Consider the following 21,618-nt stretch of genomic DNA (forward strand, 5'->3'; position numbering starts at 1 on the left):
CAGATGGTGATAGACGAGATTGCCGAGCGTTCAACAATCCGTCATTGATCCGCACGGATCCAACCAACGTGTTCGAATGAAGCTCAAGGAATTCGCAAAACAAGTCGGCCTGTCGCCGACAACGGTAAGCCGAGCGCTGAGCGGCTATCCGGAGGTCAGCGAGACGACCCGCGCACGCGTCGTTGCGGAAGCCCTGAGGCTCGGCTACCGGCCGGACGTCAACGCCGTCCGGCTGAAGACCGGCCGCGTCGGCGCGATCGGGGTCATTATGGGACGCTTCGGTGAATTTCACTTCGCTGAATTCATGGCCGGCATGGCGGAGCGACTGGCCTCGGAGGATACTGATATCCTGGTGATCCCGATGGCCGATCGCGATCTTAACGAGGAGATGCAGACCTATCGACGGCTTGCCGAAAGCCGGCGCGTCGATGCAATTATCGTCCACTCCCCGAAACCGAACGACCCGCGCATCGAGCTTCTGGACAGGCTCGGAATTCCTTTCTTCGTGCATGGGCGATCGGATATCGCCATTCCCCATGCATGGCTGGACATCGACAATGAAGGGGCAATCCGGCGGTCGACGGAGCATCTGCTGGACCTCGGCCACCGCAGGATCGCGATGATCAACGGCCGCAAGGGACTGACTTATTCCATCCACCGCGATATCGGCTTCCGCAAGGCCTTCGAGGGGCGGGCTCTTGAGCAGGACGCACAGCTGATCGCCCACGACACATTCACTGACGAGCTCGGCTTCAGACATGCCCGCTTTTTTCTGGAGAGTTCCAATCCGCCGACGGCCTTCGTGGCCGGTTCGATGATGACAGCACTCGGCGTCTATCGCGCCGTCCGATCCCTCGGCCTCGCTATCGGGGAGGACGTCTCTGTCATCGCCCATGACGACGTCTTTCCCTACCTGACGGCGGAAAACATGGCACCCTCACTTTCGGCAACCCGATCATCGATGAGAGCAGCAGGCGCAAGGTGCGCCGACCTGACCTTGCAACTGCTGGCGGGGCGCTCGGTTTCGGATATTCATGAATTATGGCCTGTCGAACTCAATTTGCGGGAATCGACGCGTCCCGTAAGGTGATGAGTGCTCTCCTATTGGGCAGATGCACACCCCGAATGCACTACTGATAAACCGTTGAAATACATTCATATTCGACATTTTTTCATTGACGTTTCCGGCGTCTTTCACATAGCATTGCCGACACGATATTCACCGTGCTTACCCGATCCGGCGCCCGCAAACGACATTCTATGACTCAATGGGGAATTGATGAATGAAATCAACATTCAAGAGCGGCCTTTTGGCACTGGTCGCAACAGCGCTTCCAGCCGCCGCCTATGCCCACCCCGTCGCCGGTGAAGCAGCAGGCTTCGCGCATGGCTTCAGCCATCCCATATCGGGTCTCGACCATGTCCTTGCGATGATCATGGCTGGCGTCTTTGCCTATCAGCTTGGCGGTCGCGCAACTTGGCTTGTCCCGGCAACCTTCGTCCTTGTTATGGCCCTTAGCGGCGCGCTCGGTGTTGCGGGCATCGATATCCCATTTGTTGAAGCGGGTATCGCGTTATCGGTCGTCGTCCTCGGCGCGGTCGTGGCGTTCAACGCCAAGGCCCCAGCAGCCATTGCGATGGCCGTGGTCGGGCTGTTTGCGATCTTCCATGGCCATGCCCACGGCACCGAAATGCCGGAAAGTGCGGCGGGCGCTGCTTACGGGGGAGGTTTTTTGATCGCGACCGCTCTTCTGCACGCTGTCGGGCTCGGGTTTGGCTATGCCACCGGCCGCATCGGCGAACGCCGACGCTTCATCGTCACGCGCCTTGCTGGCGGCTTTGCCGCTGTGGCAGGCGCAGGCATCCTCGTCGGCATGATATGATCGTTCGACAAACACCAAAAATCTAAGAGCGGCGATCCGTCAATCGCCGCCTTTTCTCACCTTGTTCTCATACGCGGCTCTGGTTATTCGGCAGCCGTCGGGCGCAGCACGCCGCGCCGGATCTGATCAGCTTCGATCGATTCGAACAGAGCGCGGAAGTTTCCTTCGCCGAAGCCTTCGTCGCCCTTTCGTTGAATGAACTCAAAGAAAATCGGTCCGATGACGGTTCGCGAGAAAATCTGCAGCAGGATGCGGGTCGTGCCGCCATCCAAGACTCCCTCGCCGTCGATCAAAATGCCATGCTCTTTCATCCGCTCGATCGGTTCCTCATGGCCGTGTACACGCTCATGGGAGAGTTCGTAATAGGTATCGGGCGGCCCGGGCATGAATTTCAGGCCGTTTTCGGCGAGTTTGTCCGTCGCGTCGTAGATTGCCTCCGTACCAACGGCGATATGCTGGATGCCCTCGCCCTTGTACTTGCGCAGATATTCCTCGATCTGGCTGGTGTCGTCCTTGGACTCGTTCAGCGGGATGCGGATCTTGCCACAAGGAGACGTGATTGCCCGGCTCATCAACCCGGTAATGCGGCCATCGATATTGAAAAAATGGATCTGGCGGAAACCGAAGAGCTCGCGATAGAACTCCCACCACTTGTCCATATTGCCGCGATAGACATTGTGGGTCAGATGATCGAGGTAGTAAAAGCCAACGCCTTTCGGCTTCGGGTCGCGTTCATCCAGCCATTCGAACTCTGCATCATAGGGCGAGCCCTTCTCGCCGTAAGTTTCCACAAAATAAAGCAGCGAACCGCCGATGCCGACGATGGCCGGGATATCGACGGCCTTGTCCTTGCTTTCATACGGCGTCGCCCCCTTTGAAACCGCGTGGTCGAAGGCATGTTTGGCGTCGGTGACACGCCACGCCATGGAGGGCGCGCAAGGGCCGTGTTCGGCGACGAAGCGCATGGCATGGCTGCCGGGCTCGGCATTGAGGAGATAGTTGATATCGCCCTGGCGCCAGACGGTAACGTCCTTCGTGCGGTGCTTGGCAACGCAACTGTAGCCCATGCGGATAAAAAGCTCGCGCAGTCTTTCCGGCTCCGGATGGGCGAATTCCACAAACTCGAAACCGTCAGTGCCGGCCGGATTGTCGGCAGTGATGCCTGTCGGCGGCGCGTCGTGCGGATAAGGGCCCATCGTTCTCTCCTCCAAACAGGATCCTGGATGGCATTATGACGGGATTCTTGCGCATGGTGCTTGCATTCATGCGCAATTCCGGCGATTCAATACATGTTTCATGCAGGAAGATGGGAGAACGTGCACAAATGGAACATATCGACAGATACGACCTAAAAATCCTCGCCCAATTGCAAGGCGACGGCCGCCTGACCAACAACGAGCTCTCGGAATTAATCGCGCTCTCGCCATCGCAATGTTCGCGCCGGAGGACACGGCTTGAGGCCGAGGGCTTTATCCACGGCTATCGCGCCGTGCTCGATCGCGGCAGGCTGGGGCTCGACCTCATGGTCGTCATCGCCGTAACCCTTGCGACCCACAACCGCGACAACGCCAAGCGTTTCGCAGCACTGATTGCGGACCTGCCGGAAGTGCTGGAATGTTACGCCCTGACCGGCGAAATGGATTACCACCTCAAGGTCGTGACGCCTGACCTTGCCGGACTTTCGCGCTTCGTCAATGACGTGCTCCTGCCGCACGACAGCGTTCAGCATGTCAAGACGTCGATCGTACTCGCGACGCTCAAGGACTTTCAGGGATTGCCTGTCCAGCAGCGCAGTAGGCCGTAAGCCTGATTCATAGACGTATTATTTTGATCTTATTGAAATTGCAGCGACAAATTTGTTTGCGTTGGATTCTGTGATAATTTTAGCCGGACACCGTTCCCTCTCCCAAAGCGGGGCCTAAAGCTCTGCCTTTCAACAACCGTGGTCTCACACAAGGCCGTTAAAAGCGGTTCTTGCCATCGGGGAAGGCGGAATTGATTTCCGCTTTGCAAGTGGCGCGTCGCCGCTGTACTCTACCAACCTCATAACTGCGCAAGTGCTCGGTGTATATCCGGGCGAAAGTCCTGTGGCGCGGTTCAACCGATGAATAAGTAGCCGCGGATCATGGAACTTATCGTCGCCCTTGGTCTGATCGTCTTCAAGGTCGCTTTTTTGATCGCGATCCTGCTGCTGCTGCCCTTGCCGCTGACCTGGCTGGAACGCAAGATCGCCGGGCATATCCAGCAGCGGATGGGGCCAATGCGCGTCGGGTGGCACGGGCTGCTGCAGCCGGTGGCGGACGGAATCAAGCTCTTGACCAAAGAAGACCACATCCCGGACGAGGCCGACCGCTTTCTGTTCAAACTGGCGCCAATCCTGGCGCTCGCCCCACCATTCGTGGTGTTCGTCGCAATCCCGTTCGGCGAAACCGTCTCGGTGTTGGGCGCCGAGATCACGCTCTACGTCTCCAACATGAATGTGGCGCTCCTTTTCGTCTTCGCTGTGATCGGCATTGAGGTCTACGGTGTCATCTTCGGGGGATGGGCCGCGAACAGCAAATACGCTGTTCTGGGCAGCCTCAGGACTTGCGCGCAGATGATCAGCTATGAGATCCCGATGGGGTTTGCGGTCATCGGCGTGGTCATGTTGGCGCAATCCATGAGCCTGCTCGAAATCGTACGGGCGCAGGCCGATGTCTGGAATATCGTTTATCAACCGATCGGCTTCCTGGTGTTCTTCGTTGCCGGACTGGCCGAGGCGCAGCGCATTCCCTTCGACCTTTCGGAAGCGGAAGGTGATCTGGGGGCTGGGTTCCATACCGAATACAGCGGTATCCGCTTTGCGTTTTTCATGATCAGCGAGTATGCCATCGTGTTACTGGTGTCGGTGCTGGTGGTGATCCTGTTCTTCGGCGGCTGGAACGGCGCACTGATCCCCTTGCCACCGCTCCTTTGGTTTCTGCTCAAGGTCTCGTTCTTCGTCTATTTGTTTATCTGGTTCCGTTTCACTTTCCCCCGCTACCGCTACGACCAATTGATGGCGATCGGATGGAAGGTCTTGCTTCCTTTATCGATGGCGAACATAATCATAACCGGAATTGCTTTCTTTTAGGAGCCGCAGCGGCTCCATAGCGGGGCGATGATGTCGCGCGCGCAGGACAGAATTGGAACATGGATCGGCTGGGCGTTTTTCGCCGACCTGGCGAGTGCCTTGGCTCTGACCTTCGGCTACATGTTCGCCAGATCCGTCACCATGCAGTATCCGGACAAGGAAAAATGGTTGCCCTACCCGCGCTACCGCGGGCATCACTTCTTGAAGCGCGATGAAGAGGGCGAGATCAAATGCGTGGCCTGCGAACTCTGCGCCCGGATTTGTCCCTGCGACTGTATCGAAGTCATCCCCTACGAGGACGAGAAGGGCAACCGTCACCCGGCAAAATTCGAGATCGACACGGCCCGGTGCCTATTCTGCGGACTATGCGAGGACGCCTGTCCAGCGGACGCGATCGCGCTTGGCCAACAATACGAATTCTCGAGCTTTTCCTCGCGCGATCTGGTGATCGGGCGCGACGATCTGCTCGCCAAACCGGGCAAGGCTGCAACCGGCGGCGGCGTCATTGCCGCGCGCCTGAATACGGAGAAGGACGTGCTCGTCGAAACCAAAGAGACGCAGGGCTACAACTGGTGGCGGAATATACGGCGAACGTGAAGACGCGCCAGCTGTCAAACAACGCGCTCGGACAGGAGGCTCAGATGTTTGTCGGCGAAATCATGAAGAACAAGGGTGTCGGTGTCATCGCCGTCAATCGCGATCAGACGATGGTGGAAGTCCTGAGACTGTTTCGCGAGAACAATATAGGCTTCGTCGTCGTCAGCCAATCAGACGGCGAATACCTCGGCACCTTGTCGGAGCGGGATTGCTGCAATGCGGTAGCCGAATACGGGGCCGCGGCTGCGGTGATGCGAGCCGCCGACATCATGAACCGCAATGTAGCGACCTGTTCGACCCGGGATTTACTGCCGGTCGCGATGGGAATCATGACCCGGCGGCGTACGCGTCATGTCCTGGTCATGGATGGGGACAACGTTGTCGGCGTAGTCAGCATCGGCGACGTGGTCAAGCATAGGCTCGACGAAGCGCAGCGCACGGAACAGGATCTGCAGGATTACATCTGCGGGAACAGATATCACTGATCAAGGCGCGATGCAGGGTCAGGCAAGCCACCGTCCATGCCTTGGTGTCGATCCTTAGGGTTCGACGTAGAACCCGTGAGACAGGCGGACGCCGTCGTCCGGTGAACTTCTACCGGACATGGATAGACACCCCGACGCATCAGTCCGTTGAGCCGTAGGGCCCTGTAGTTCTCGGGGAGAAATACGAGGCCCTTAGGAAAGCGCCTGTTGACCTTGAGTTTCGCCGTCAATTCTCCCAGAGCGGATCGCACGACCACCGGATCGCGATCCGAAAAGCCAAGTTGGGCGGCATCCTGCGCGCTCATCTCGACATAGGGGTCGTCAGCGACCGTATTCAGGATCTCCGAGCGTTCGGAAAGATATCCGTTGTGGAACAGGCAGTTGCCGGTAATCAGCATCAGTCCGCCGGCTGCTTTCGCGGCCGGTGGCGGCGCGAAGAACTCGCCAGCCGGTGGCAGCGGGACCGCCTTGGTGAACGCGCCGTCAGCGCCAAGCCCATCCTGCGTCAACCCCTGATAGGCCGGAACCCGCCGGGCAATCTCGTCGAAAATTCCGCCTTCTGTCGATGGCTGCAGCGTCTGGCTGCGCAGCGCCGCGACGAAGTCGAAGATTGCCAGATTGCCTCGCGCCTCGAAGGCGGGTTCGCGGAATTTGCGGATCTTCTGGGTCCGACCCTCGTTGTTGGTGAACGTCCCGGATTCCTCGCCGTAACCTGCTGCGGGCAGAACAACCTCGGCCAGGCCCGCCGTATCCGTCAGGAAGGTATCCTGGACGATCAGGAGATCGGCGGCGCCAAGCGCCCGCGTCACGAAATCCCTGTCGGGGTAGGCGATCAGGGGGTCTGCTCCGGCGAGGTAGAGTGCGCCCATCCCGCCACCGGCGCAGAGCTCCAGCATGGCGTCGAGACCGGCGCCGGGTTCAGACGGGATTTCGGCACCCCAGTTCCGCGCAAGGGTTGCACGGGTCGCATCATCGGTGACGGCCCACAACCCCGGCAAAACGCCCATGTCCCAGGCGCCCAGCTGGTTGGCGCGGTCAAAGAGGAACTGCATCGCCAGGCGCTTGCCGAGCAGGCGGAGAACCTGCAGCAGGTTGTTGAGTTGCTGCAGCGTCGCGCGCGCTTCGGGTGATCTCAGGAGCTCGACGCTGACAAGCACAGTGACGCTTCGGCTTTCCTTGAGCGCACTGGCCAGACGACCCGGCCCGTCACTACCGGAATTCACCGGCGGCCCGCCGATCGTCGCTTCGATATCTGCAAAAGTCTCGCCCGGCAAGGCGTGACCAGCCGCTGCCACGAGCCCGGCTACCACCGCCGCAAGGCTCGCCGTTTCTCCGCCCGGCGGCACGCGAACCACAACGCGGGCATCGGCCTCCAGACGGGAGGGCCGCGCCGAAAGCATGAGCAATGCGGTTTGCCGCCGCCGCGCGCCGTCCCGCAGCAGGTATTCGGTGACCGGGTTCTCCTCGGTCACGTTGCCGCCGACGACGAGCACGCAGTCGTTGGCGATCACCTCTTCCAGTGGTGCACGGCTGTAGAAGGCTGCCAATAATGGCCCGAGCGTATCGAAGGGCGCGGACCAGCGCGACGAGCAATCAATGTTGTTGGTCCGGAATACCGTCCGCATCAGCTTCTGGAACTGATAGAGCACCTCGTTGGGCAGGCGCGGCGAGGCCAGCCCCCCTGCAGCCTTGTCTTCGACGGCCGACAGCCGCCGGCGCAGATAGTCCGCCGCTTCGTCCCAGGAAACCGGAGCCAGAGCGCCATTGCGACGGATCATCGGCCGCTCGATCCGGTCCCTGCCCGAGACGAAATCGAGACCGAAGCGTCCCCGCACGCAGAGCGTTTCGCGGTTGACCCCCTCGTCCCATTTCGAGCGTACCCGCATAAACTCGCCCTTGCGTGTGCCCACCGTCAACTGGCAACCGGTGCCACAATGCGGGCAGACCGTGTCGGTCTCGACCAGATCCCAGGGCCGTGCCTTGTAGCGGTAGGGGAAACTCATTAGAGCGCCGACCGGACAGACCTCGATGCAATTGCCGCACTGATCGCAACTTGCAAGGCTACCCTCGAAGCCGGTGACGGCCGTATCCATGCCTTTTTCGACGGTGCCAAGCGCGACCGCGCCGACCACCTCCTCACACATCCGGACGCAACGCTGGCACTGAATGCAGCGGTTGACGTTCATGATGACGACCGGGCTGAGACGAATGTCTTCGGAGTGGAATACACGCTTGGAATCGTGGAACTCGCTTTTGCGGGGGCCGTATGCCATCACCATGTCCTGAAGCTCGCATTCGCCGCCCTTGTCGCAGATCGGGCAGTCAAGGGGGTGGTTGGCAAGCAGCATGTCGAGCATCGAAGATCGCGTTTCGTCGATCAGCGGCGTGTTCGTCCGCACGACCATGCCATCGGTGACTGTGGTGGCGCAGGAGGGCTGCAGCCGCCGCAACCCCTCAATCTCCACCAGGCACATGCGGCAGGAGGCGAGCGGCGGCAGCCGCTTCCAGTAACAGAAGGTTGGAATGGCGATGCCCAAACGTTCGGCCGCCATGAGCACCGTGGAGCCAGCCTCGACTTCGAGCGTTTGTCCGTCGATCGTAACGCTAACCATGCTTCCTCCAAGCCCGCCTCAAACGACTCTCAGTGAAACGGGCACCTCCGCTCCTCGATATGGGCGACGAACTCGTCGCGGAAATACTTCAGCGCCGCCCGCAATCCCATCGCGGCACCGTCACCCAGAGCACAAAACGTATTGCCGAAAATGCCTTTGCAGAGCATCTCCAGCTGCTCCAGATCGCCAGGCCCGCCCTCCCCGGCCTCAATGCGGCGCAGTACCTTTACGGCCCAGTTCAATCCTTCCCGGCATGGCGTACACTTGCCGCAGGACTCGTGATGAAAGAACTCGATGATACGGGTGGCGACCTTGACCATGCAGGTCGAGTCGTCGATTACGACAACGCCGGCCGAACCAAGCATCGAGCCGGCGGCAGCAAGCGAGTCGAAATCCATACCGACCTCCAGCCCGCCCTCAGGTATTACCGGCGCCGAGACCCCGCCCGGAATTACAGCCTTGATCCTGCGTCCCGGCAGCGGACCGCCAGCATGCTCCTCGACCAGTTCGCGCAACGGTATGCCCATCGGCAGCTCGTAAAGGCCGGGTTTGCGCACCTGCCCGCTCAGGCAATAGAGCTTCGGGCCGGGGCTCTTATCCGGGCCTATGCCCCGAAACCAGGCTGGCCCGCGCATCACGATATGCGGCACGCAAGCAAGGGTCTCGACATTGTTGATGACGGTGGGGCTGGAGTAGAGCCCGGCCACGGCGGGAAACGGCGGTTTCAATCGCGGCTGCGCCCGCTTGCCCTCGAGCGACTCGAGCATCGCGGTCTCCTCGCCGCAGATATAGGCGCCGGCGCCGCAGTGAACGTGCACGGTGAAATTGAAATCAGAGCCTAGAACACTCGTTCCGAGATAGGACTTTTCGTGAGCCTGGGCGATCGCTTGCTCCAGGCGGCGTATGGCCGTCACATATTCTCCACGGATATAGACATAGGCGGTTTCGGCACCGATCGCGTAGGCGCTTACCGCCAGCCCCTCGATGAGCTGGTGTGGATCGCGCTCCATGATGATCCGGTCCTTGAAGGTCCCGGGCTCGCCCTCATCAGCGTTGCAGCACAGATATTTCGGCTTGCCGGCCCGCTTCGGCACGAAGCTCCATTTCATGCCCGTCGGGAATCCGGCCCCGCCGCGGCCGCGCAGGTTGGACTGTTTGACGAGGTCGACGACCTCGTCCGGCGTATACTCGCGCAGCGTCTTGGCCAGTGCCTGATAGCCGCCGCCGGCCTCATAGGTCGACAGCAAATGACTGTCCGGCACGTCGACATTCTTGAGAAGAACCGACTCGAACATGGCACTACTCTCCCGGCGGCCGCGCAAAGGCTGGCTCAACACTTTCGACCTCGCTCGCCATGGCGCGGAGGCTGTCCAGGAGTGCGTCTATCCGCGCGACATCAAGGTTGCCGTGGTAATCGTCGCCAACCTGCATCACTGGAGCCATCTCGCAGGCACCGAGGCACTCGACGGTCGAAAGCGTGAACAGTCCATCCGGCGTCGTGCCGTCCTTGTTGATCCCCAGCACCTCCTCCAAATGCCTCAGCAGCTCCTCGGAGCCGCGCAGCATGCAGGAAACGTTGTCGCAGAGTTGCAGGTGGAACATGCCCACCGGCTCGATATGGAAGAGTGTGTAGAAGGTCGCCAGTTCGTAGACCCAGATCCGCTCGACACCAAGGATATCGGCGACTTCTTCCAGCACTGGACCAGGCAAATGGCCATGCTCCCTCTGCGCGATCAGAAGCGCGGGCATGATCGCTGAGCGCTGGTCGGGATACCGCGCCGCCGCCGCCTCGATTTGTTCGCGCATGGTCATCGCGTTTGAACCTCCCTGCTACTTGTCCACCTCGGCCATCACCGGGTCGAGGCTGCCGAGCACGGCGATCATGTCCGCCAGATAGCGGGCGTTGGTCACTCCAAAGAGTCCCTGAAGGTTGACGAAGGACGGTGCCCGCACCTTCATGCGGAACGGTTTGGGCGATCCATCGCTGATGATGTAGAAGCCTAGCTCGCCCTTTGGCGCCTCGATCGCCGAATAGACCTCGCCCTTCGGCACCTTGAAGCCGTAGGCCGAGAGGTCGAAATGCTGGATCAAAGCCTCCATCGAGCAGTGCACCCTGTCCTTGTCCACCGGGAAGGCGATTGTCGGCATGTCGATCTGGAACGGCCCCTCGGGCATCTGGTCGAGACATTGCTCAATGATCCGGATGCTCTCGCGCATTTCCTCGACACGGCACTGCCAGCGCGCATAGCAGTCGCCCTCCTTGCGGGTAATGACATTGAAGTCGAGCCGATCGTAGATCTCATAAGGCTCGTCGCGGCGGATGTCCCAATCGACGCCCGAGGCGCGCAGGTTTGGGCCACTCAGGCCGAGATCGATGGCATCCTCGGGGGCGATTACGCCGATCCCTTGCGTACGGTTCAAAAACACCCGGTTGTTCTCGAGCAGCCGGTCATAGTCGCGAATGCGGTTCGGGAAGATGTCACAGAATTCCCGGATTTTGGGGAGGAACCCGTCGGGCAGGTCCTCGCGCACACCGCCGACCCGGCAGTAAGAGGTATGCATCCGCGCCCCGGTAATCATCTCCAACAGATCCATGATCATTTCGCGCTCGCGCATCGCGTAGAGCAAGGCGGTCATGGCGCCAAGGTCCATCGGCAGTGCGCCAGTGATGAGGAGATGGCCCGAGATCCGTGCCAGCTCAGCCATCAACACGCGAATATACTGCGCCCGTACCGGTGCTTCTATGCCGAGGAGTTTCTCCACGGCCAGCGCAAACGCCAGGTTATTCGAAGGTGGGCAGAGATAGTCGAGCCGGTCCGTCAGCGGGAAAATCTGGGTATAGGTGAAGCTCTCCGCCAGTTTTTCGGTGCCGCGGTGGAGATAGCCGATATGCGGGTCCACGCGCTCGACGTACTCGCCGGTCAGTTCGAGGACGAGCCGAAGAACCCCATGAGTGCTGGGGTGCTGCGGGCCGAGATTGAGAAGCACTTCCCTGGTATTGAGCGCTTCGCCTTCAGGCCTGCTGAGTTCGGTGACTTCAGTCATCTCAACTCTCCGGCGCGGAACGGCCTCCTTGCGGAATATCCCTGGTGACGAGGTCCGGCTGTGTCGGCGGGGGGCCTTCGGCTCCAAACGGGTTCAACTTATCCTTGTATCCGCGCAGCGGAAAATCCTTTCGCTGCGGGAAGCCCTCGAATCCCTCCCACATATAGATCCGGCGCAGGTCGGGGTGGCCGTCGAACCTGATCCCGTACATGTCCCAGGCTTCGCGTTCATGCCAGTTGGCGGTGCGCCAGACGCCCGTAACCGAGGAAAGCTGCGGCGGATCGCCAAGCCGGCACTTGATGCGAATCCGCCACCGATTGGGGAGTGAGTAAAGGTGGTATACCGCTTCGAATCGCGGCGTTTCGGGATAGTGATCAACCCCGCAGATGTCGGAGAGGAAGTTGAATCGCAGTGCTGGATGTTCCTTCAGGAACTGGCAGAACTCGACGATCGCCTCGGGAGGAACAGCAAAGACGTGAATGCCGTGCACGGAGCCGAGATCCTCGATTGCTCCGCCGAAACGCTCCATGATCGGACCTTGATCGAGAGGTCGCCCAACACTCATGACGCTGCAACCCGATCCAGAGGCGTCCCGGCCAGCGCGCGGGTCCTCTTGATCTTCTCTTGAAGCAGGAGGAAGCCATGCATCAACGCCTCGGGCCGCGGGGGACAGCCGGGCACATGCACGTCTACGGGCACGAAAGTTTCCGACCCCTGCACCACGGCGTAGGTGTTGTAAACCCCGCCCGAAATGGCGCAGGTGCCCATTGCAATCACCCAGCGCGGTTCCGGCATCTGGTCGTAGAGCCGACGCACCACGGGTGCGAATTTCCGGGTCACGGTGCCGGCGATGATCATCACATCGGACTGACGTGGCGAAGGGCGGAACACCACGCCGAACCGGTCGAGATCATAGCGCGCGCAACCGGCTGAGATCATCTCGATAGCACAGCAGGCAATGCCGAAGGTCTCGGGCCATAGGGCTGACCTCCGGCTCCAGCTGATGATGCTGTCGGCCGTGGTGAACAGAACGCTATCGCGGATCGCGTTGTTTACTCCTCCCATTCCAACGCTCCCTTCAGCCAAGCGTAGGCGAAGCCCACGAGAAGCAGCAACATGAAGGCGAACATCTCAACATAACCAATGAACCCGATCTCTTTCAGAACGACGGCCCAGGGAAAGAGGAACATTGCCTCGACATCGAAGACCACGAGCAGTATCGCAAGGATAAAGAATGGCACTCTGAAGCGGCCCCCGGCGGCCTCGCCCGACGGGTCCATGCCGCATTCGTAGGGCATGTTCTTTGCGGGATAGGAATTGGAGGGGCGCAGCAGCGAGGAAACGAAAAGCGTCGTCATCGCCACCAGAACAATTCCGGCAGCCATGAAGAGAACCGGCAGGAATTCCATTGCAGACATGTCGCATTTCCCCGGTCACCCACCGAGGGCTTGCTCAGGCCGCGACCGGCCCCGTTCGGGCCGGCAATGCGGTCGCCCCAGTAAGTGACTTGGGCGCTCCTTTCTTTAAGTATCAGTGTATTCCCTTGGGGGAACCATTGCAAATCCAATAGATCAGCCTCCAAACACCGCACCTTGAGCAAGCCTCAGAAACCGTTCCGGAAATAGGCCGATTCCGAGAGTGCCGACGGCGGTGAAGGCGAGCGTCGCGCGAACCAGCGGCGTCAGAGCCGGGTCAAAGGCCCTTTGTGGTTCGCGCATGTAGATCACCATGACGATGCGGATATAGAAGTAGGCGGCAACGGCGCTCAGCAGGACTGCGATCACCGCCAGCATGACGAAACCCCGCTCGACCAACGCGACCAGCACGTAGAACTTGGCGAAGAACCCGGCCGTTGGCGGGATGCCGGCCAGCGAGAACAGATAGAGCAGCATCAGAAGCGCCAGCCCGGGATGCGACCTGGCAAAGCCCGCGTAGTCTTCGATAATCTCGCCCGAGAAATCGCCGTTCCGCATCATGATGACGATGCCGAAAATGCCGAGGTTCATCAAAGAATAGATCAGCAGGTAGAGCATCACGCTCGCGATCCCGTCCGCACTGCCGGCCACTACGCCGAAAATGGCGAACCCGGCATGGGCGATGCTGGAATAGGCCAGGAGGCGCTTGAAATTGTCCTGCACCAGTGCCACGAAGCTGCCGAGTGCCATCGTCACCACCGCAATGACTGCGACAACGAGCCAGGCGTCCGAGGCTGCAACCAGCGGGTTGAGGAACACCCGCAGGATCACCGCGAATCCCGCAGCCTTCGGCCCCACAGACATGAAAGCCGTGATCGTCGTCGGCGCGCCCTCGTAGACGTCCGGCACCCACATATGGAACGGCACCGCGCCGACCTTGAAGACCAACCCCGCGACGATGAAGACCACCGCCAGCAGCAATCCGGGATCGAGCGGGTCGCCGGTCACCGCAGCCGTCATGCCGTCCAGTTGCGTCGTGCCGGTGAGCCCGTAAACCAGCGAAACGCCATAGAGGAAGATCGCGGTCGAGACCGCGCCAAGGATCACATATTTCAGTGCCGCTTCGTTCGAACGCGGCTCTCGCCGCAGGAAGCCGGTCAGTACATAGGTGCAGATCACCATCAGTTCGAGGCCCACATAAAGCGACAAGAGATCGGTCGCCGAGGCCATGATCATCATTCCCGAAAGGGCGAAGAGCAGCAGAACATAGTATTCACTACTCCCGATCCCCTCAATGTCGGCATATTTTCGCGACAGGAAGAATGTCAAAACAGTGGCTAAGTAGAACACGAACTTGAAAAAGACCGCAAAGCCGTCGGCGACGAACATGCCCGTGTAGGCCGGCCGCACCTCGCTCGCCAGCATGAATGTCCCCAAGGCGGCAATCAGCACGACGGCGACGGACGCCCAGACAAAGAAATGTTCCTGCCCCTTCCGCACGAGCTGGCCAAAAATCAGCAGGATGCAGGCCCCAGTGATCACCACGATCTCGGGCAGGCTCGCTAGAGCCGACTGGAAAAGCTGGGCGGCGGTCATTGGCCGCTCCCCTTTGTGTGCACGTGCGCCAGCAGATGCTTCACCGAGACGTCGATGATGTTGAGAAAGGGTTTCGGATAGAGCCCGACCCAAAGCACAAAGACGGCCAGCGGCAGGATGGCAGCCATCTCGCGGGCGTTCACGTCGCTTATCTTGAAGCGAGCGCCGATGCCGGCCGGACCAAGTGCTACTCTCCTATACATGCCAAGAAGATAGGCCGCGCTCAGCAAGGCGCCCACGACCGCGGCCGCGCCGGCGGCCAGGTTGGCCGCAAATCCGCCCGACAGCACCAGCAACTCGCCGACGAACGAATTCGTTCCCGGCAGGGCCATCGACGACAAGGTGAACAGCGCCAGAAACCCGGTATAGACCGGCGCCACCTTCATCAGCCCGCCATAGTCGGCGATACTGCGCGTATGCGTCCGCTCGTAGATCAGGCCAACGAAGAGGAACAAAGCGCCCGTCGTTACGCCGTGATTGAACATTTGCAGGACGCCACCCTCGAGCCCGCGGAGGTTCAGCGCAAAAATCCCCAGCGTTACGAAACCCATATGACTGATGCTGGAATAGGCCACCAGCTTCTTCAGGTCGTCCTGCGCCAGAGCAAGCAATCCGCCATAGACGATGGCAAGTGCCGAAAGCCCCAGCATCAGCGTCGAATAATATACCGACGCCTCCGGCAGCATCGGCAGCGAGAACCGCAAGAACCCGTAGGCACCCATCTTCAGGAGCACTCCGGCCAGGATGATGCTGCCAGCCGTAGGCGCCTGCACATGAGCGTCCGGCAGCCAGGTATGAACCGGGACCATCGGCACCTTCACGGCGAAGGCGATCAGGAAGGCGAAGAAAAGCCAGGATTGGACCCAGAACGGCAAATCCTGACCTGTGAGCGCGAGAATGTCGAAGGTCCTGCCGCCGTGGAAATAGAGCACGATGACACCGATCAGGAACAGGAGGCTGCCCGCCAGCGTGTAGAGGAAGAACTTGAACGCGGCATAGACCCGGCCATCGCCGCCCCACACCCCGATGATCAGGTACATCGGGATCAGCATCGCCTCCCAGCAGACATAAAACAGAAACAGGTCGAGGGCGCAGAATACCCCCAGCATCAGCGCCTGCATGACGAGCAGGCTCACCATGAACTCCTTCACCTTGCTGGCAATCGCGACCCACGAGGCGAGCACGCAAATCCACCCCAGCAGTGCGGTCAAGAACACGAAGAGCGCGCTGATCCCATCGATACCGAGCGCGTAGGTGATCCCGAGCGTAGGCACCCACGGGTGTATCTCGGTGAACTGCATCTCGTGAGTCGTCTGGTCGAAGCTGACCAGCATTGCGATGCAGAGAGCCAGGTCGAGGACGGTGATGCCCAGAGCTGTCCAGCGCACCGCATCCTCGCTGCGGAGAAACATTAGAACCACTGCCCCGGCGGCAGGCGTGAATACAATGAGACTGAGGAGCGGCAATCCCATCGCACCCCCTACCGCCATGCCACGGCGAAAACGACGGCGGCCGCGATCAGACCGGCGATCATCGCCAGCACATAGTGGGTGACGACACCGGTCTGGAGCCGCCGCAACGCCGCGCCTGCGCGCAGGATCGAACGAGCGACGCCGTTCACGACGGCGTCCACACCGTTAAGGTCGATCCGCAATCCTTCTCGTGCCGACCCGTGCAGGAAAGGTAGTGCCGTTGTCTCAGACACCTCGCTCACAGTCTTCTCATAGCGCGCCAGCGGTCTTTCGGCGAGCCACATGAAGTACCGCGCACCCTTGCGGTAGAACCAGTCAGTGTCCAGGCTGATTGTATTCTCGGGATCGAGCGCTCGCAGGAACATGACAAAACCCAGTGCCGTGAACATCAGCACGCCGAGGCTCTCCGTAATATGGAGACCGGTATATGGTTCGAAGTCGACCGGATAGGGTAGCAATGCATAAAGCGGCCGCGGGAACACCCCGATCGCAATGCAGAGCACCGCCGCCATACCCATCGCAACCAGCATGTTGGCGGGCGGATCCCTGGCCCTCAGCCCTTGGTCCCTACCGAAGAACATGTAGTACGGGAGCTTGAGTCCGGTGTGCAGGAACGTCCCGGACGATGCCATCGTCAGCGCGAGCACGACCAGCGCGCGATGATCCTGCGCGGCGGCGGCCACCACCATCGACTTGGTGACGAAACCTGAGAAGAACGGAAATGCCGAGATCGCTAAGGCGCCGACCATGTAGAGCGTCAAGGTCAGCGGCATGGTCTTATAGAGCCCGCCGAGTTCGGTGAGCTTACGCCGCCCAGTGACATGAATCACCGCCCCCGCACCCATGAACAAAAGCGCCTTGTAGAGGATATGGGCGAAGGCATGGCTGGTGGCTCCGTTCACTGCCATCTCGGTCCCAATGCCGACGCCCGCCACCATGTACCCCACCTGGCTGACGATGTGATAGGCAAGGAGCCGCCGGCAATCGTTCTCCAGCACCGCGTAGATAACGCCGTAGAGCGCCATCGCGGTGCCGAGCCAGACAAGAAGTTCGGTCCCCGGAAACGCCCGCGCCAACACGTAGACGGCGGTCTTGGTGGTAAAGGCGCTCATGAACACCGCGCCTGTGACGGTCGCCTCCGGATAGGCGTCGGTGAGCCAGGCATTGAGCGGCGGCACTGCGGCGTTGAGGATGAACCCGGCAAGGATCAGGTAGACGGCCACGCCCATTTCTCCCTCGATCGGGCCGAAAAGAGATGAACCTGTGGTGAGCCCGTGGAGAACCACGCCGCCGAGCAGGCAGACCCCGCCGCTGATATGGACCATGAGATACCGAAACCCCGCCCGGATCGCATTGTCGCCTCCCTGGGCAAAGACCAGGTAGGCAGAGGAAAACGCCATGCCTTCCCAGAACAGATAGAGGGTCAGGTAGTCACCGGCGAACACCACGCCGAGTGCGCTGCCGACGTAGATGAATGCGGCCACATGCTGGCCGGTGCGTGTCAGGTGCAACGCGTAGACCATGCCGATCAGCGCCATGACGGTGAAAACGGTGGCGAAGACGATACTCAGCCTGTCGACCTTCGCAATCAGGATTTCCTGCCCGATAAACCTCGCCTCGCCATAACTGCCCGGCTCCATCGTGAGCACGGCAAGGATCGCCAGCGTCGGGATCAGCAGCAGATAGGCCTTTCCGATCGATCCCCTGAGGAACGGTATCGGCAGAGCACCGAGAATGAAAAGCAGAGCCGGATGGATGAAGTCAGTCATAATAGTCCTCGCGCCGCATCAGCCCGATCCGATGACCGAGAAACTTGGAAACGAAGATGAGCAGAACGCAGGAGCCGAAACCGTAGACGGCGGACCAGCCAGGCAGGCGCTCCCAAAGATATTCGGCGTGTTCGCGAGAAACCAGAAAGTCGGCGGCGACGATCAGAACGAGTGCCAGATAGAACAGTCGGCGGCGCTGCCTTGCCCATTCTTCGTCACCAAAGAAGTCGACCAAGCGCTTGATCATCTGACCACTCCGTCCGCCAGAATAAGAAAATAATCGGGGAAGATGCCCATCAGCACCGATAGGATGGCAGTCGCGACAAGCGGGATCGTGATCATCGGAATTTCCCGGACCGTCGTCCGGCTCTCCTGCGGTTCGGTCCCGAAAAAGGCGACATAGCTGACCGGCAGGAAATAGGCGGCGTTCAGGATCGAACTCACCAGGAGTACGACCAGGAATGCGATCTGTCCCGCCTCCACCGACCCCAGCGTCAAATACCATTTGCTGACGAATCCCGCAGTCGGCGGCACCCCGATCATGCTGAGCGAGGCGACGAAGAATGCCCCCATCGTCCAGGGCAGTCGGCGGCCGATGCCGGCCATGTCGCTGATGTTGCGTTTTCCCGACGCGCAGTAGATCGACCCGGCGCAAAAAAACAGCGTGATCTTGGAAAAGGCGTGCGCCGCAATGTGGATGATCCCGCCGACCATTGCGACCGGCGACAACAGGACCGCGCCCAAGACGATGTAGGAGAGCTGGGAAACCGTCGAATAGGCGAGCCTCGCCTTCAGGTCGTCCCGTGTCAGGGCGTAGACCGACGCCATCAGGATCGTGAATGAAACCAGATAGGCCGTGGCGATGCCGAGGCCCAGCTCTCCGACCAGCCCGACGCCGAAGACATGGAACACCACCCGCAGCACACAAAACACACCCATCTTGACGACAGCCACTGCATGCAAGAGCGCGCTGACAGGCGTTGGCGCCACCATGGCGGCCGGCAGCCAGGCGTGCATGGGCATCACCGCAGCCTTGGCGAAGCCGAAAAGATAGCAGAAATAGACGACCGTCAGCAGCGGCGCCGAGGCATTGACACCCTCCAATAGCCCCCCCGCCACAAAGTCGAGCGACCCCGCGATGGAATAGGTCAGGGCCAGCGCGGCAAGCAGCACGCTTTTCGACGCGCCCATCAGATAGACGAGGTACTTGCGGCTTCCCGCCCATCCCTCTTCGTCCTCGTGGTGGTAGACGAGCGGATAGGTAACGAGGCTGAGCACCTCGTAGAAGATCACCAGCGTGAAGAGATTGGCGGCAAAGGCCCCTCCAACGGCCGCCGCGAGGCTGGTGGCGAAACAGGCAAAGAATCGGGTCTGCGCATGCTCGTTCAAGTGCCGCATGTAGCCGACGGAATAGACCGCAGCGACGATCCATAGGAGTGACGAGACGGTAGCGAACACCATGCCGAGCGCATCCGCCCGGAAGGCGAAGTCGGCCCCCGGCAGGATCTCGAACAGGCGCAAATCGACGGTTCCGCCCGCCAACACCGTGGGCGCCATAGAGGCGACAATCGCAAACAGGGCGATCGCGGCCAACGGCGAGACGAGATCGCGGATTTTCTCGCGGTTGTTCAAAAGAAGAACTGCCACGGCGGTCAGGCCCGGGACGGCGACGGCAAGCAGCGGCCTGATCGATATCACCGGGTCCAAGCCGCTATCCTTTCATCATGGTCACGTCGTCGACCTTGAGAGTGGATTTGTTCCTCACAAGAGCGACCAGGATGCCAAGAGCAACGGCAACCTCCGCCGCAGTGATTGCTATGACGAAGATGGCGAAGATCTGCCCGCGCAAGTCGTCGTAGATGCGTCCGAATGCGATGAAATTGATGTTGACCGAGTTTAGCAGCAACTCCAGCGACATCAGCACGACCAGAATATTGCGCCTGAGCAGCACGCCCGCCGCTCCGATCACGAACAGAACCACCCCGAGCAGGATATACCACGACAGCGGAACCATCACCCCCGCTCCTTCCGCGCCAGCACGATGGCGCCGACCAAAGCCACCAACAGGATGACGGAGGCGACCTCAAACGGCAGAAGATAGCCGGCGAAAAGCGTCGTGCTGAGCTGCCTGATCTCATCGCCACCGCCCACAGGGACGGTGACCGAAAAGCGATCGCTCCAGAGCACCAATGCCGACATCTCGATCCCAAGCAGAACGAGCATCACCAGTGCCGGCAGGTTGCCCCCTGGCAAGAACCGCTGCGACATTGCCTCACGCACATCGATCATCATGATCACGAATAGGAACAGGACCATGATCGCGCCGACATATACGAAGATCTGGATGACCGCGAGCAACGGCGCTTCGAGCAGGACGAAGATTGCCGAAATCTGCAGGAAACATGCCATCAGCGCCAATGCGCAGTGAACCGGATTGCGCGCCAGGACCACGGTCAGGGCCGTGATCACGGACACCGTAGCGAACAGAAGAAAGAACCCCTGAGCCATCGACGCGACCCTCCCACGCGAGCTGTCACTCGGCGCGAGACGGCCGGATTTGAAATAGCTCCGCACTTCAGGTGCATTTATAAATTGTGCCCTAGTATCGGATTTTTCACAAGATTATTGTCGTCAGCACACAAACCACTGCGGGTCTGATGTCGCTGAGCCGCTCGCCAAGATCTCGAAGCGCCGCCGCCATGGCAATCCAGACACGCTTGCGTTGCCCGCCGGAAAGCTCGTCCATCGGTCTTTCGGCAAGATCTGAGGTTTGGTGCGACGGGCGCGCCGCCACGGCTTCCTCCCTGGTCTGCGCCGGCCAGCATCAACCGATCTTCTTGGCCGGCCGGCCTTTATGTTCACCCCCGATTTGCTGCCTTCACGAACATCGCCAGTTCGCGCCCAAAGCGGTCGGGTTCCTCGTAAAAGGGCGAAGGGCCGCTGTTGGCAACGATCGACAAGCGGCTGTCCTTGTGGATCGCTTTTACTCGTTCCGACATGGCCGGACGGACAAGCCGATCGTGCTTGCCGTGCGTCAGGAGAATGGGGCCGGAAAAGTCGGTGAACGCAGGCTCAAGATCTGAGGTTGGTTCTTCAAATAACCTTCGTTCCCTGCGCCAGGCGTCATGCCGTTGATGACAAACGCGGGGGTTCCAGGGTGGCGGGGTTCAACCTGGTCGACGCGGTCATCGAGCTGTCGCCGGATCGTCCGACCCGCTGGCGGGAGAATTTACGGGTGCGACGACGTCGCACTCGCGCGCCAGCGACGAAGCCACCGAGCGACCAGTCCACCAGCACCGCGCGACGCAGGTTGGATTCGGCTGTGACGGCAGCGATATCGTCAGCCCAGAGATCGGCGTCGGACACAGGCATCGAGCGCGGAGGGGCTATGCTCCGCAAAAATAGTCTTATCTATCTTTAAGAATCTCGCCGTCTATTTGCGGCATAAGTTCAGGGTCCAAATGAACCTTCATGAAAGTCGAACAAAAAGCCGCGGATTATCCTAGAGCTTTTTGTACTTTCTAACGGATGATAATTTGGATTATCCGCTCGCAGATAATATTTCTTGGCAATCCTACCAATCGAGTGCCAGAGATGTTATGTAATAGTTGCGGCCGCCCTATGCGCCGACC

At 60.2% G+C, this 21,618-nt stretch carries 21 protein-coding genes and 1 pseudogene; 6 read left to right on the forward strand and 16 right to left on the reverse strand.

Annotated elements, in window-relative coordinates; all coding sequences use genetic code 11:
• The first annotated feature begins 76 nt into the window (after positions 1-76).
• The gene (locus tag A3C3_RS0121690) at positions 77-1,090 is read left to right on the forward strand and encodes a substrate-binding domain-containing protein (RefSeq protein WP_022716686.1); all 1,014 of its coding nucleotides are present in this window, start codon (positions 77-79) and stop codon (positions 1,088-1,090) included.
• 193 nt (positions 1,091-1,283) lie between these two features.
• The gene (locus A3C3_RS0121695) at positions 1,284-1,883 is read left to right on the forward strand and encodes a HupE/UreJ family protein (RefSeq protein WP_022716687.1); all 600 of its coding nucleotides are present in this window, start codon (positions 1,284-1,286) and stop codon (positions 1,881-1,883) included.
• Between the two features lie 83 nt (positions 1,884-1,966).
• Here the strand turns inward: A3C3_RS0121695 and hppD are convergent, their stop codons facing one another.
• Positions 1,967-3,079, reverse strand: a complete 1,113-nt coding sequence (gene hppD / locus A3C3_RS0121700) for a 4-hydroxyphenylpyruvate dioxygenase (RefSeq protein ID WP_022716688.1) — start codon at positions 3,077-3,079, stop codon at positions 1,967-1,969.
• Between the two features lie 128 nt (positions 3,080-3,207).
• On the opposite strand from hppD, the gene A3C3_RS0121705 reads away from it, so the two are divergent.
• The 4 genes from A3C3_RS0121705 to A3C3_RS0121720 all read left to right on the forward strand — a co-directional run bounded on the left by A3C3_RS0121705 (position 3,208) and on the right by A3C3_RS0121720 (position 6,077).
• Positions 3,208-3,687, forward strand: a complete 480-nt coding sequence (locus tag A3C3_RS0121705; RefSeq protein ID WP_022716689.1) for an Lrp/AsnC family transcriptional regulator — start codon at positions 3,208-3,210, stop codon at positions 3,685-3,687.
• Positions 3,688-4,008: 321 nt separating this feature from the next.
• Positions 4,009-4,995 carry an NADH-quinone oxidoreductase subunit NuoH gene (gene nuoH / locus A3C3_RS0121710; RefSeq protein ID WP_022716690.1) on the forward strand — a complete coding sequence of 329 codons (987 nt, stop codon included), beginning with the start codon at positions 4,009-4,011 and terminating at the stop codon, positions 4,993-4,995.
• 30 nt (positions 4,996-5,025) lie between these two features.
• A complete protein-coding gene (locus tag A3C3_RS0121715; RefSeq protein WP_028739878.1) occupies positions 5,026-5,592 on the forward strand; it encodes an NADH-quinone oxidoreductase subunit I in 567 nt (188 codons plus the stop codon).
• Positions 5,593-5,636: 44 nt separating this feature from the next.
• Positions 5,637-6,077, forward strand: coding sequence for a CBS domain-containing protein (locus A3C3_RS0121720; protein WP_028739879.1), 441 nt, complete (start codon positions 5,637-5,639; stop codon positions 6,075-6,077).
• On the opposite strand, the gene nuoG is transcribed toward A3C3_RS0121720, so the two are convergent.
• The 15 genes and pseudogenes from nuoG to A3C3_RS45405 form a co-directional block, all read right to left on the reverse strand.
• The gene (gene nuoG / locus A3C3_RS0121725) at positions 6,071-8,689 is read right to left on the reverse strand and encodes an NADH-quinone oxidoreductase subunit NuoG (RefSeq protein WP_022716693.1); all 2,619 of its coding nucleotides are present in this window, start codon (positions 8,687-8,689) and stop codon (positions 6,071-6,073) included. The genes A3C3_RS0121720 and nuoG overlap by 7 nt on opposite strands.
• Positions 8,690-8,718: 29 nt before the next feature.
• Positions 8,719-9,984 (reverse strand): NADH-quinone oxidoreductase subunit NuoF, encoded by a 1,266-nt coding sequence (nuoF, locus tag A3C3_RS0121730; protein ID WP_022716694.1) that lies wholly within the window; start codon positions 9,982-9,984, stop codon positions 8,719-8,721.
• 4 nt (positions 9,985-9,988) lie between these two features.
• Complete coding sequence (locus tag A3C3_RS0121735; RefSeq protein ID WP_022716695.1) at positions 9,989-10,501, reverse strand: NADH-quinone oxidoreductase subunit NuoE family protein; 513 nt, start codon at positions 10,499-10,501, stop codon at positions 9,989-9,991.
• An 18-nt stretch (positions 10,502-10,519) separates the two neighbouring features.
• Positions 10,520-11,734, reverse strand: coding sequence for an NADH dehydrogenase (quinone) subunit D (gene nuoD, locus A3C3_RS0121740; RefSeq protein WP_022716696.1), 1,215 nt, complete (start codon positions 11,732-11,734; stop codon positions 10,520-10,522).
• A 1-nt stretch (position 11,735) separates the two neighbouring features.
• The gene (locus A3C3_RS0121745) at positions 11,736-12,299 is read right to left on the reverse strand and encodes an NADH-quinone oxidoreductase subunit C (protein ID WP_022716697.1); all 564 of its coding nucleotides are present in this window, start codon (positions 12,297-12,299) and stop codon (positions 11,736-11,738) included.
• Positions 12,296-12,799: a NuoB/complex I 20 kDa subunit family protein gene (locus A3C3_RS0121750; protein ID WP_022716698.1), complete on the reverse strand. Its 504-nt coding sequence runs from the start codon at positions 12,797-12,799 to the stop codon at positions 12,296-12,298. Before A3C3_RS0121750 ends, A3C3_RS0121745 begins: the two co-directional genes overlap by 4 nt.
• Positions 12,787-13,152: an NADH-quinone oxidoreductase subunit A gene (locus A3C3_RS0121755; RefSeq protein ID WP_022716699.1), complete on the reverse strand. Its 366-nt coding sequence runs from the start codon at positions 13,150-13,152 to the stop codon at positions 12,787-12,789. Before A3C3_RS0121755 ends, A3C3_RS0121750 begins: the two co-directional genes overlap by 13 nt.
• A 153-nt stretch (positions 13,153-13,305) precedes the next feature.
• Complete coding sequence (locus tag A3C3_RS0121760) at positions 13,306-14,745, reverse strand: NADH-quinone oxidoreductase subunit N (protein ID WP_022716700.1); 1,440 nt, start codon at positions 14,743-14,745, stop codon at positions 13,306-13,308.
• On the reverse strand, positions 14,742-16,217 hold the full coding sequence (locus A3C3_RS0121765; RefSeq protein WP_022716701.1) for an NADH-quinone oxidoreductase subunit M: 1,476 nt from the start codon (positions 16,215-16,217) through the stop codon (positions 14,742-14,744). Before A3C3_RS0121765 ends, A3C3_RS0121760 begins: the two co-directional genes overlap by 4 nt.
• Before the next feature lie 8 nt (positions 16,218-16,225).
• Positions 16,226-17,986 carry a Na(+)/H(+) antiporter subunit D gene (locus A3C3_RS0121770; RefSeq protein ID WP_022716702.1) on the reverse strand — a complete coding sequence of 587 codons (1,761 nt, stop codon included), beginning with the start codon at positions 17,984-17,986 and terminating at the stop codon, positions 16,226-16,228.
• Positions 17,979-18,233 (reverse strand): hypothetical protein, encoded by a 255-nt coding sequence (locus A3C3_RS0121775; RefSeq protein WP_022716703.1) that lies wholly within the window; start codon positions 18,231-18,233, stop codon positions 17,979-17,981. The genes A3C3_RS0121770 and A3C3_RS0121775 overlap by 8 nt, the downstream gene beginning before the upstream one ends.
• Positions 18,230-19,693, reverse strand: a complete 1,464-nt coding sequence (locus tag A3C3_RS0121780; protein ID WP_022716704.1) for a monovalent cation/H+ antiporter subunit D family protein — start codon at positions 19,691-19,693, stop codon at positions 18,230-18,232. Before A3C3_RS0121780 ends, A3C3_RS0121775 begins: the two co-directional genes overlap by 4 nt.
• A gap of 4 nt (positions 19,694-19,697) precedes the next feature.
• A complete protein-coding gene (gene nuoK / locus A3C3_RS0121785) occupies positions 19,698-20,000 on the reverse strand; it encodes an NADH-quinone oxidoreductase subunit NuoK (RefSeq protein WP_022716705.1) in 303 nt (100 codons plus the stop codon).
• A complete protein-coding gene (locus A3C3_RS0121790; RefSeq protein ID WP_022716706.1) occupies positions 20,000-20,494 on the reverse strand; it encodes an NADH-quinone oxidoreductase subunit J in 495 nt (164 codons plus the stop codon). The genes nuoK and A3C3_RS0121790 overlap by 1 nt, the downstream gene beginning before the upstream one ends.
• A gap of 181 nt (positions 20,495-20,675) precedes the next feature.
• A pseudogene (locus A3C3_RS45405) lies at positions 20,676-20,756 on the reverse strand (ABC transporter ATP-binding protein); the annotation flags it as partial.
• Positions 20,757-21,618: the final 862 nt, after the last annotated feature.

This window comes from Rhizobium mongolense USDA 1844 (assembly GCF_000419765.1).
GTDB classification, from domain to species: Bacteria; Pseudomonadota; Alphaproteobacteria; order Rhizobiales; family Rhizobiaceae; genus Rhizobium; species Rhizobium mongolense.

Excerpts from the sequence above, each read along its gene's own strand:
- A3C3_RS0121690 (WP_022716686.1), top strand. The coding sequence starts at position 77 with ATGAAGCTCAAGGAATTCGCAAAACAAGTCGGCCTGTCGCCGACAACG.
- A3C3_RS0121695 (WP_022716687.1), top strand. The coding sequence starts at position 1,284 with ATGAAATCAACATTCAAGAGCGGCCTTTTGGCACTGGTCGCAACAGCG.
- hppD (WP_022716688.1), bottom strand. The coding sequence starts at position 3,079 with ATGGGCCCTTATCCGCACGACGCGCCGCCGACAGGCATCACTGCCGAC.
- A3C3_RS0121705 (WP_022716689.1), top strand. The coding sequence starts at position 3,208 with ATGGAACATATCGACAGATACGACCTAAAAATCCTCGCCCAATTGCAA.
- nuoH (WP_022716690.1), top strand. The coding sequence starts at position 4,009 with ATGGAACTTATCGTCGCCCTTGGTCTGATCGTCTTCAAGGTCGCTTTT.
- A3C3_RS0121715 (WP_028739878.1), top strand. The coding sequence starts at position 5,026 with ATGTCGCGCGCGCAGGACAGAATTGGAACATGGATCGGCTGGGCGTTT.
- A3C3_RS0121720 (WP_028739879.1), top strand. The coding sequence starts at position 5,637 with ATGTTTGTCGGCGAAATCATGAAGAACAAGGGTGTCGGTGTCATCGCC.
- nuoG (WP_022716693.1), bottom strand. The coding sequence starts at position 8,689 with ATGGTTAGCGTTACGATCGACGGACAAACGCTCGAAGTCGAGGCTGGC.
- nuoF (WP_022716694.1), bottom strand. The coding sequence starts at position 9,984 with ATGTTCGAGTCGGTTCTTCTCAAGAATGTCGACGTGCCGGACAGTCAT.
- A3C3_RS0121735 (WP_022716695.1), bottom strand. The coding sequence starts at position 10,501 with ATGACCATGCGCGAACAAATCGAGGCGGCGGCGGCGCGGTATCCCGAC.
- nuoD (WP_022716696.1), bottom strand. The coding sequence starts at position 11,734 with ATGACTGAAGTCACCGAACTCAGCAGGCCTGAAGGCGAAGCGCTCAAT.
- A3C3_RS0121745 (WP_022716697.1), bottom strand. The coding sequence starts at position 12,299 with ATGAGTGTTGGGCGACCTCTCGATCAAGGTCCGATCATGGAGCGTTTC.
- A3C3_RS0121750 (WP_022716698.1), bottom strand. The coding sequence starts at position 12,799 with ATGGGAGGAGTAAACAACGCGATCCGCGATAGCGTTCTGTTCACCACG.
- A3C3_RS0121755 (WP_022716699.1), bottom strand. The coding sequence starts at position 13,152 with ATGTCTGCAATGGAATTCCTGCCGGTTCTCTTCATGGCTGCCGGAATT.
- A3C3_RS0121760 (WP_022716700.1), bottom strand. The coding sequence starts at position 14,745 with ATGACCGCCGCCCAGCTTTTCCAGTCGGCTCTAGCGAGCCTGCCCGAG.
- A3C3_RS0121765 (WP_022716701.1), bottom strand. The coding sequence starts at position 16,217 with ATGGGATTGCCGCTCCTCAGTCTCATTGTATTCACGCCTGCCGCCGGG.
- A3C3_RS0121770 (WP_022716702.1), bottom strand. The coding sequence starts at position 17,986 with ATGACTGACTTCATCCATCCGGCTCTGCTTTTCATTCTCGGTGCTCTG.
- A3C3_RS0121775 (WP_022716703.1), bottom strand. The coding sequence starts at position 18,233 with ATGATCAAGCGCTTGGTCGACTTCTTTGGTGACGAAGAATGGGCAAGG.
- nuoK (WP_022716705.1), bottom strand. The coding sequence starts at position 20,000 with ATGGTTCCGCTGTCGTGGTATATCCTGCTCGGGGTGGTTCTGTTCGTG.
- A3C3_RS0121790 (WP_022716706.1), bottom strand. The coding sequence starts at position 20,494 with ATGGCTCAGGGGTTCTTTCTTCTGTTCGCTACGGTGTCCGTGATCACG.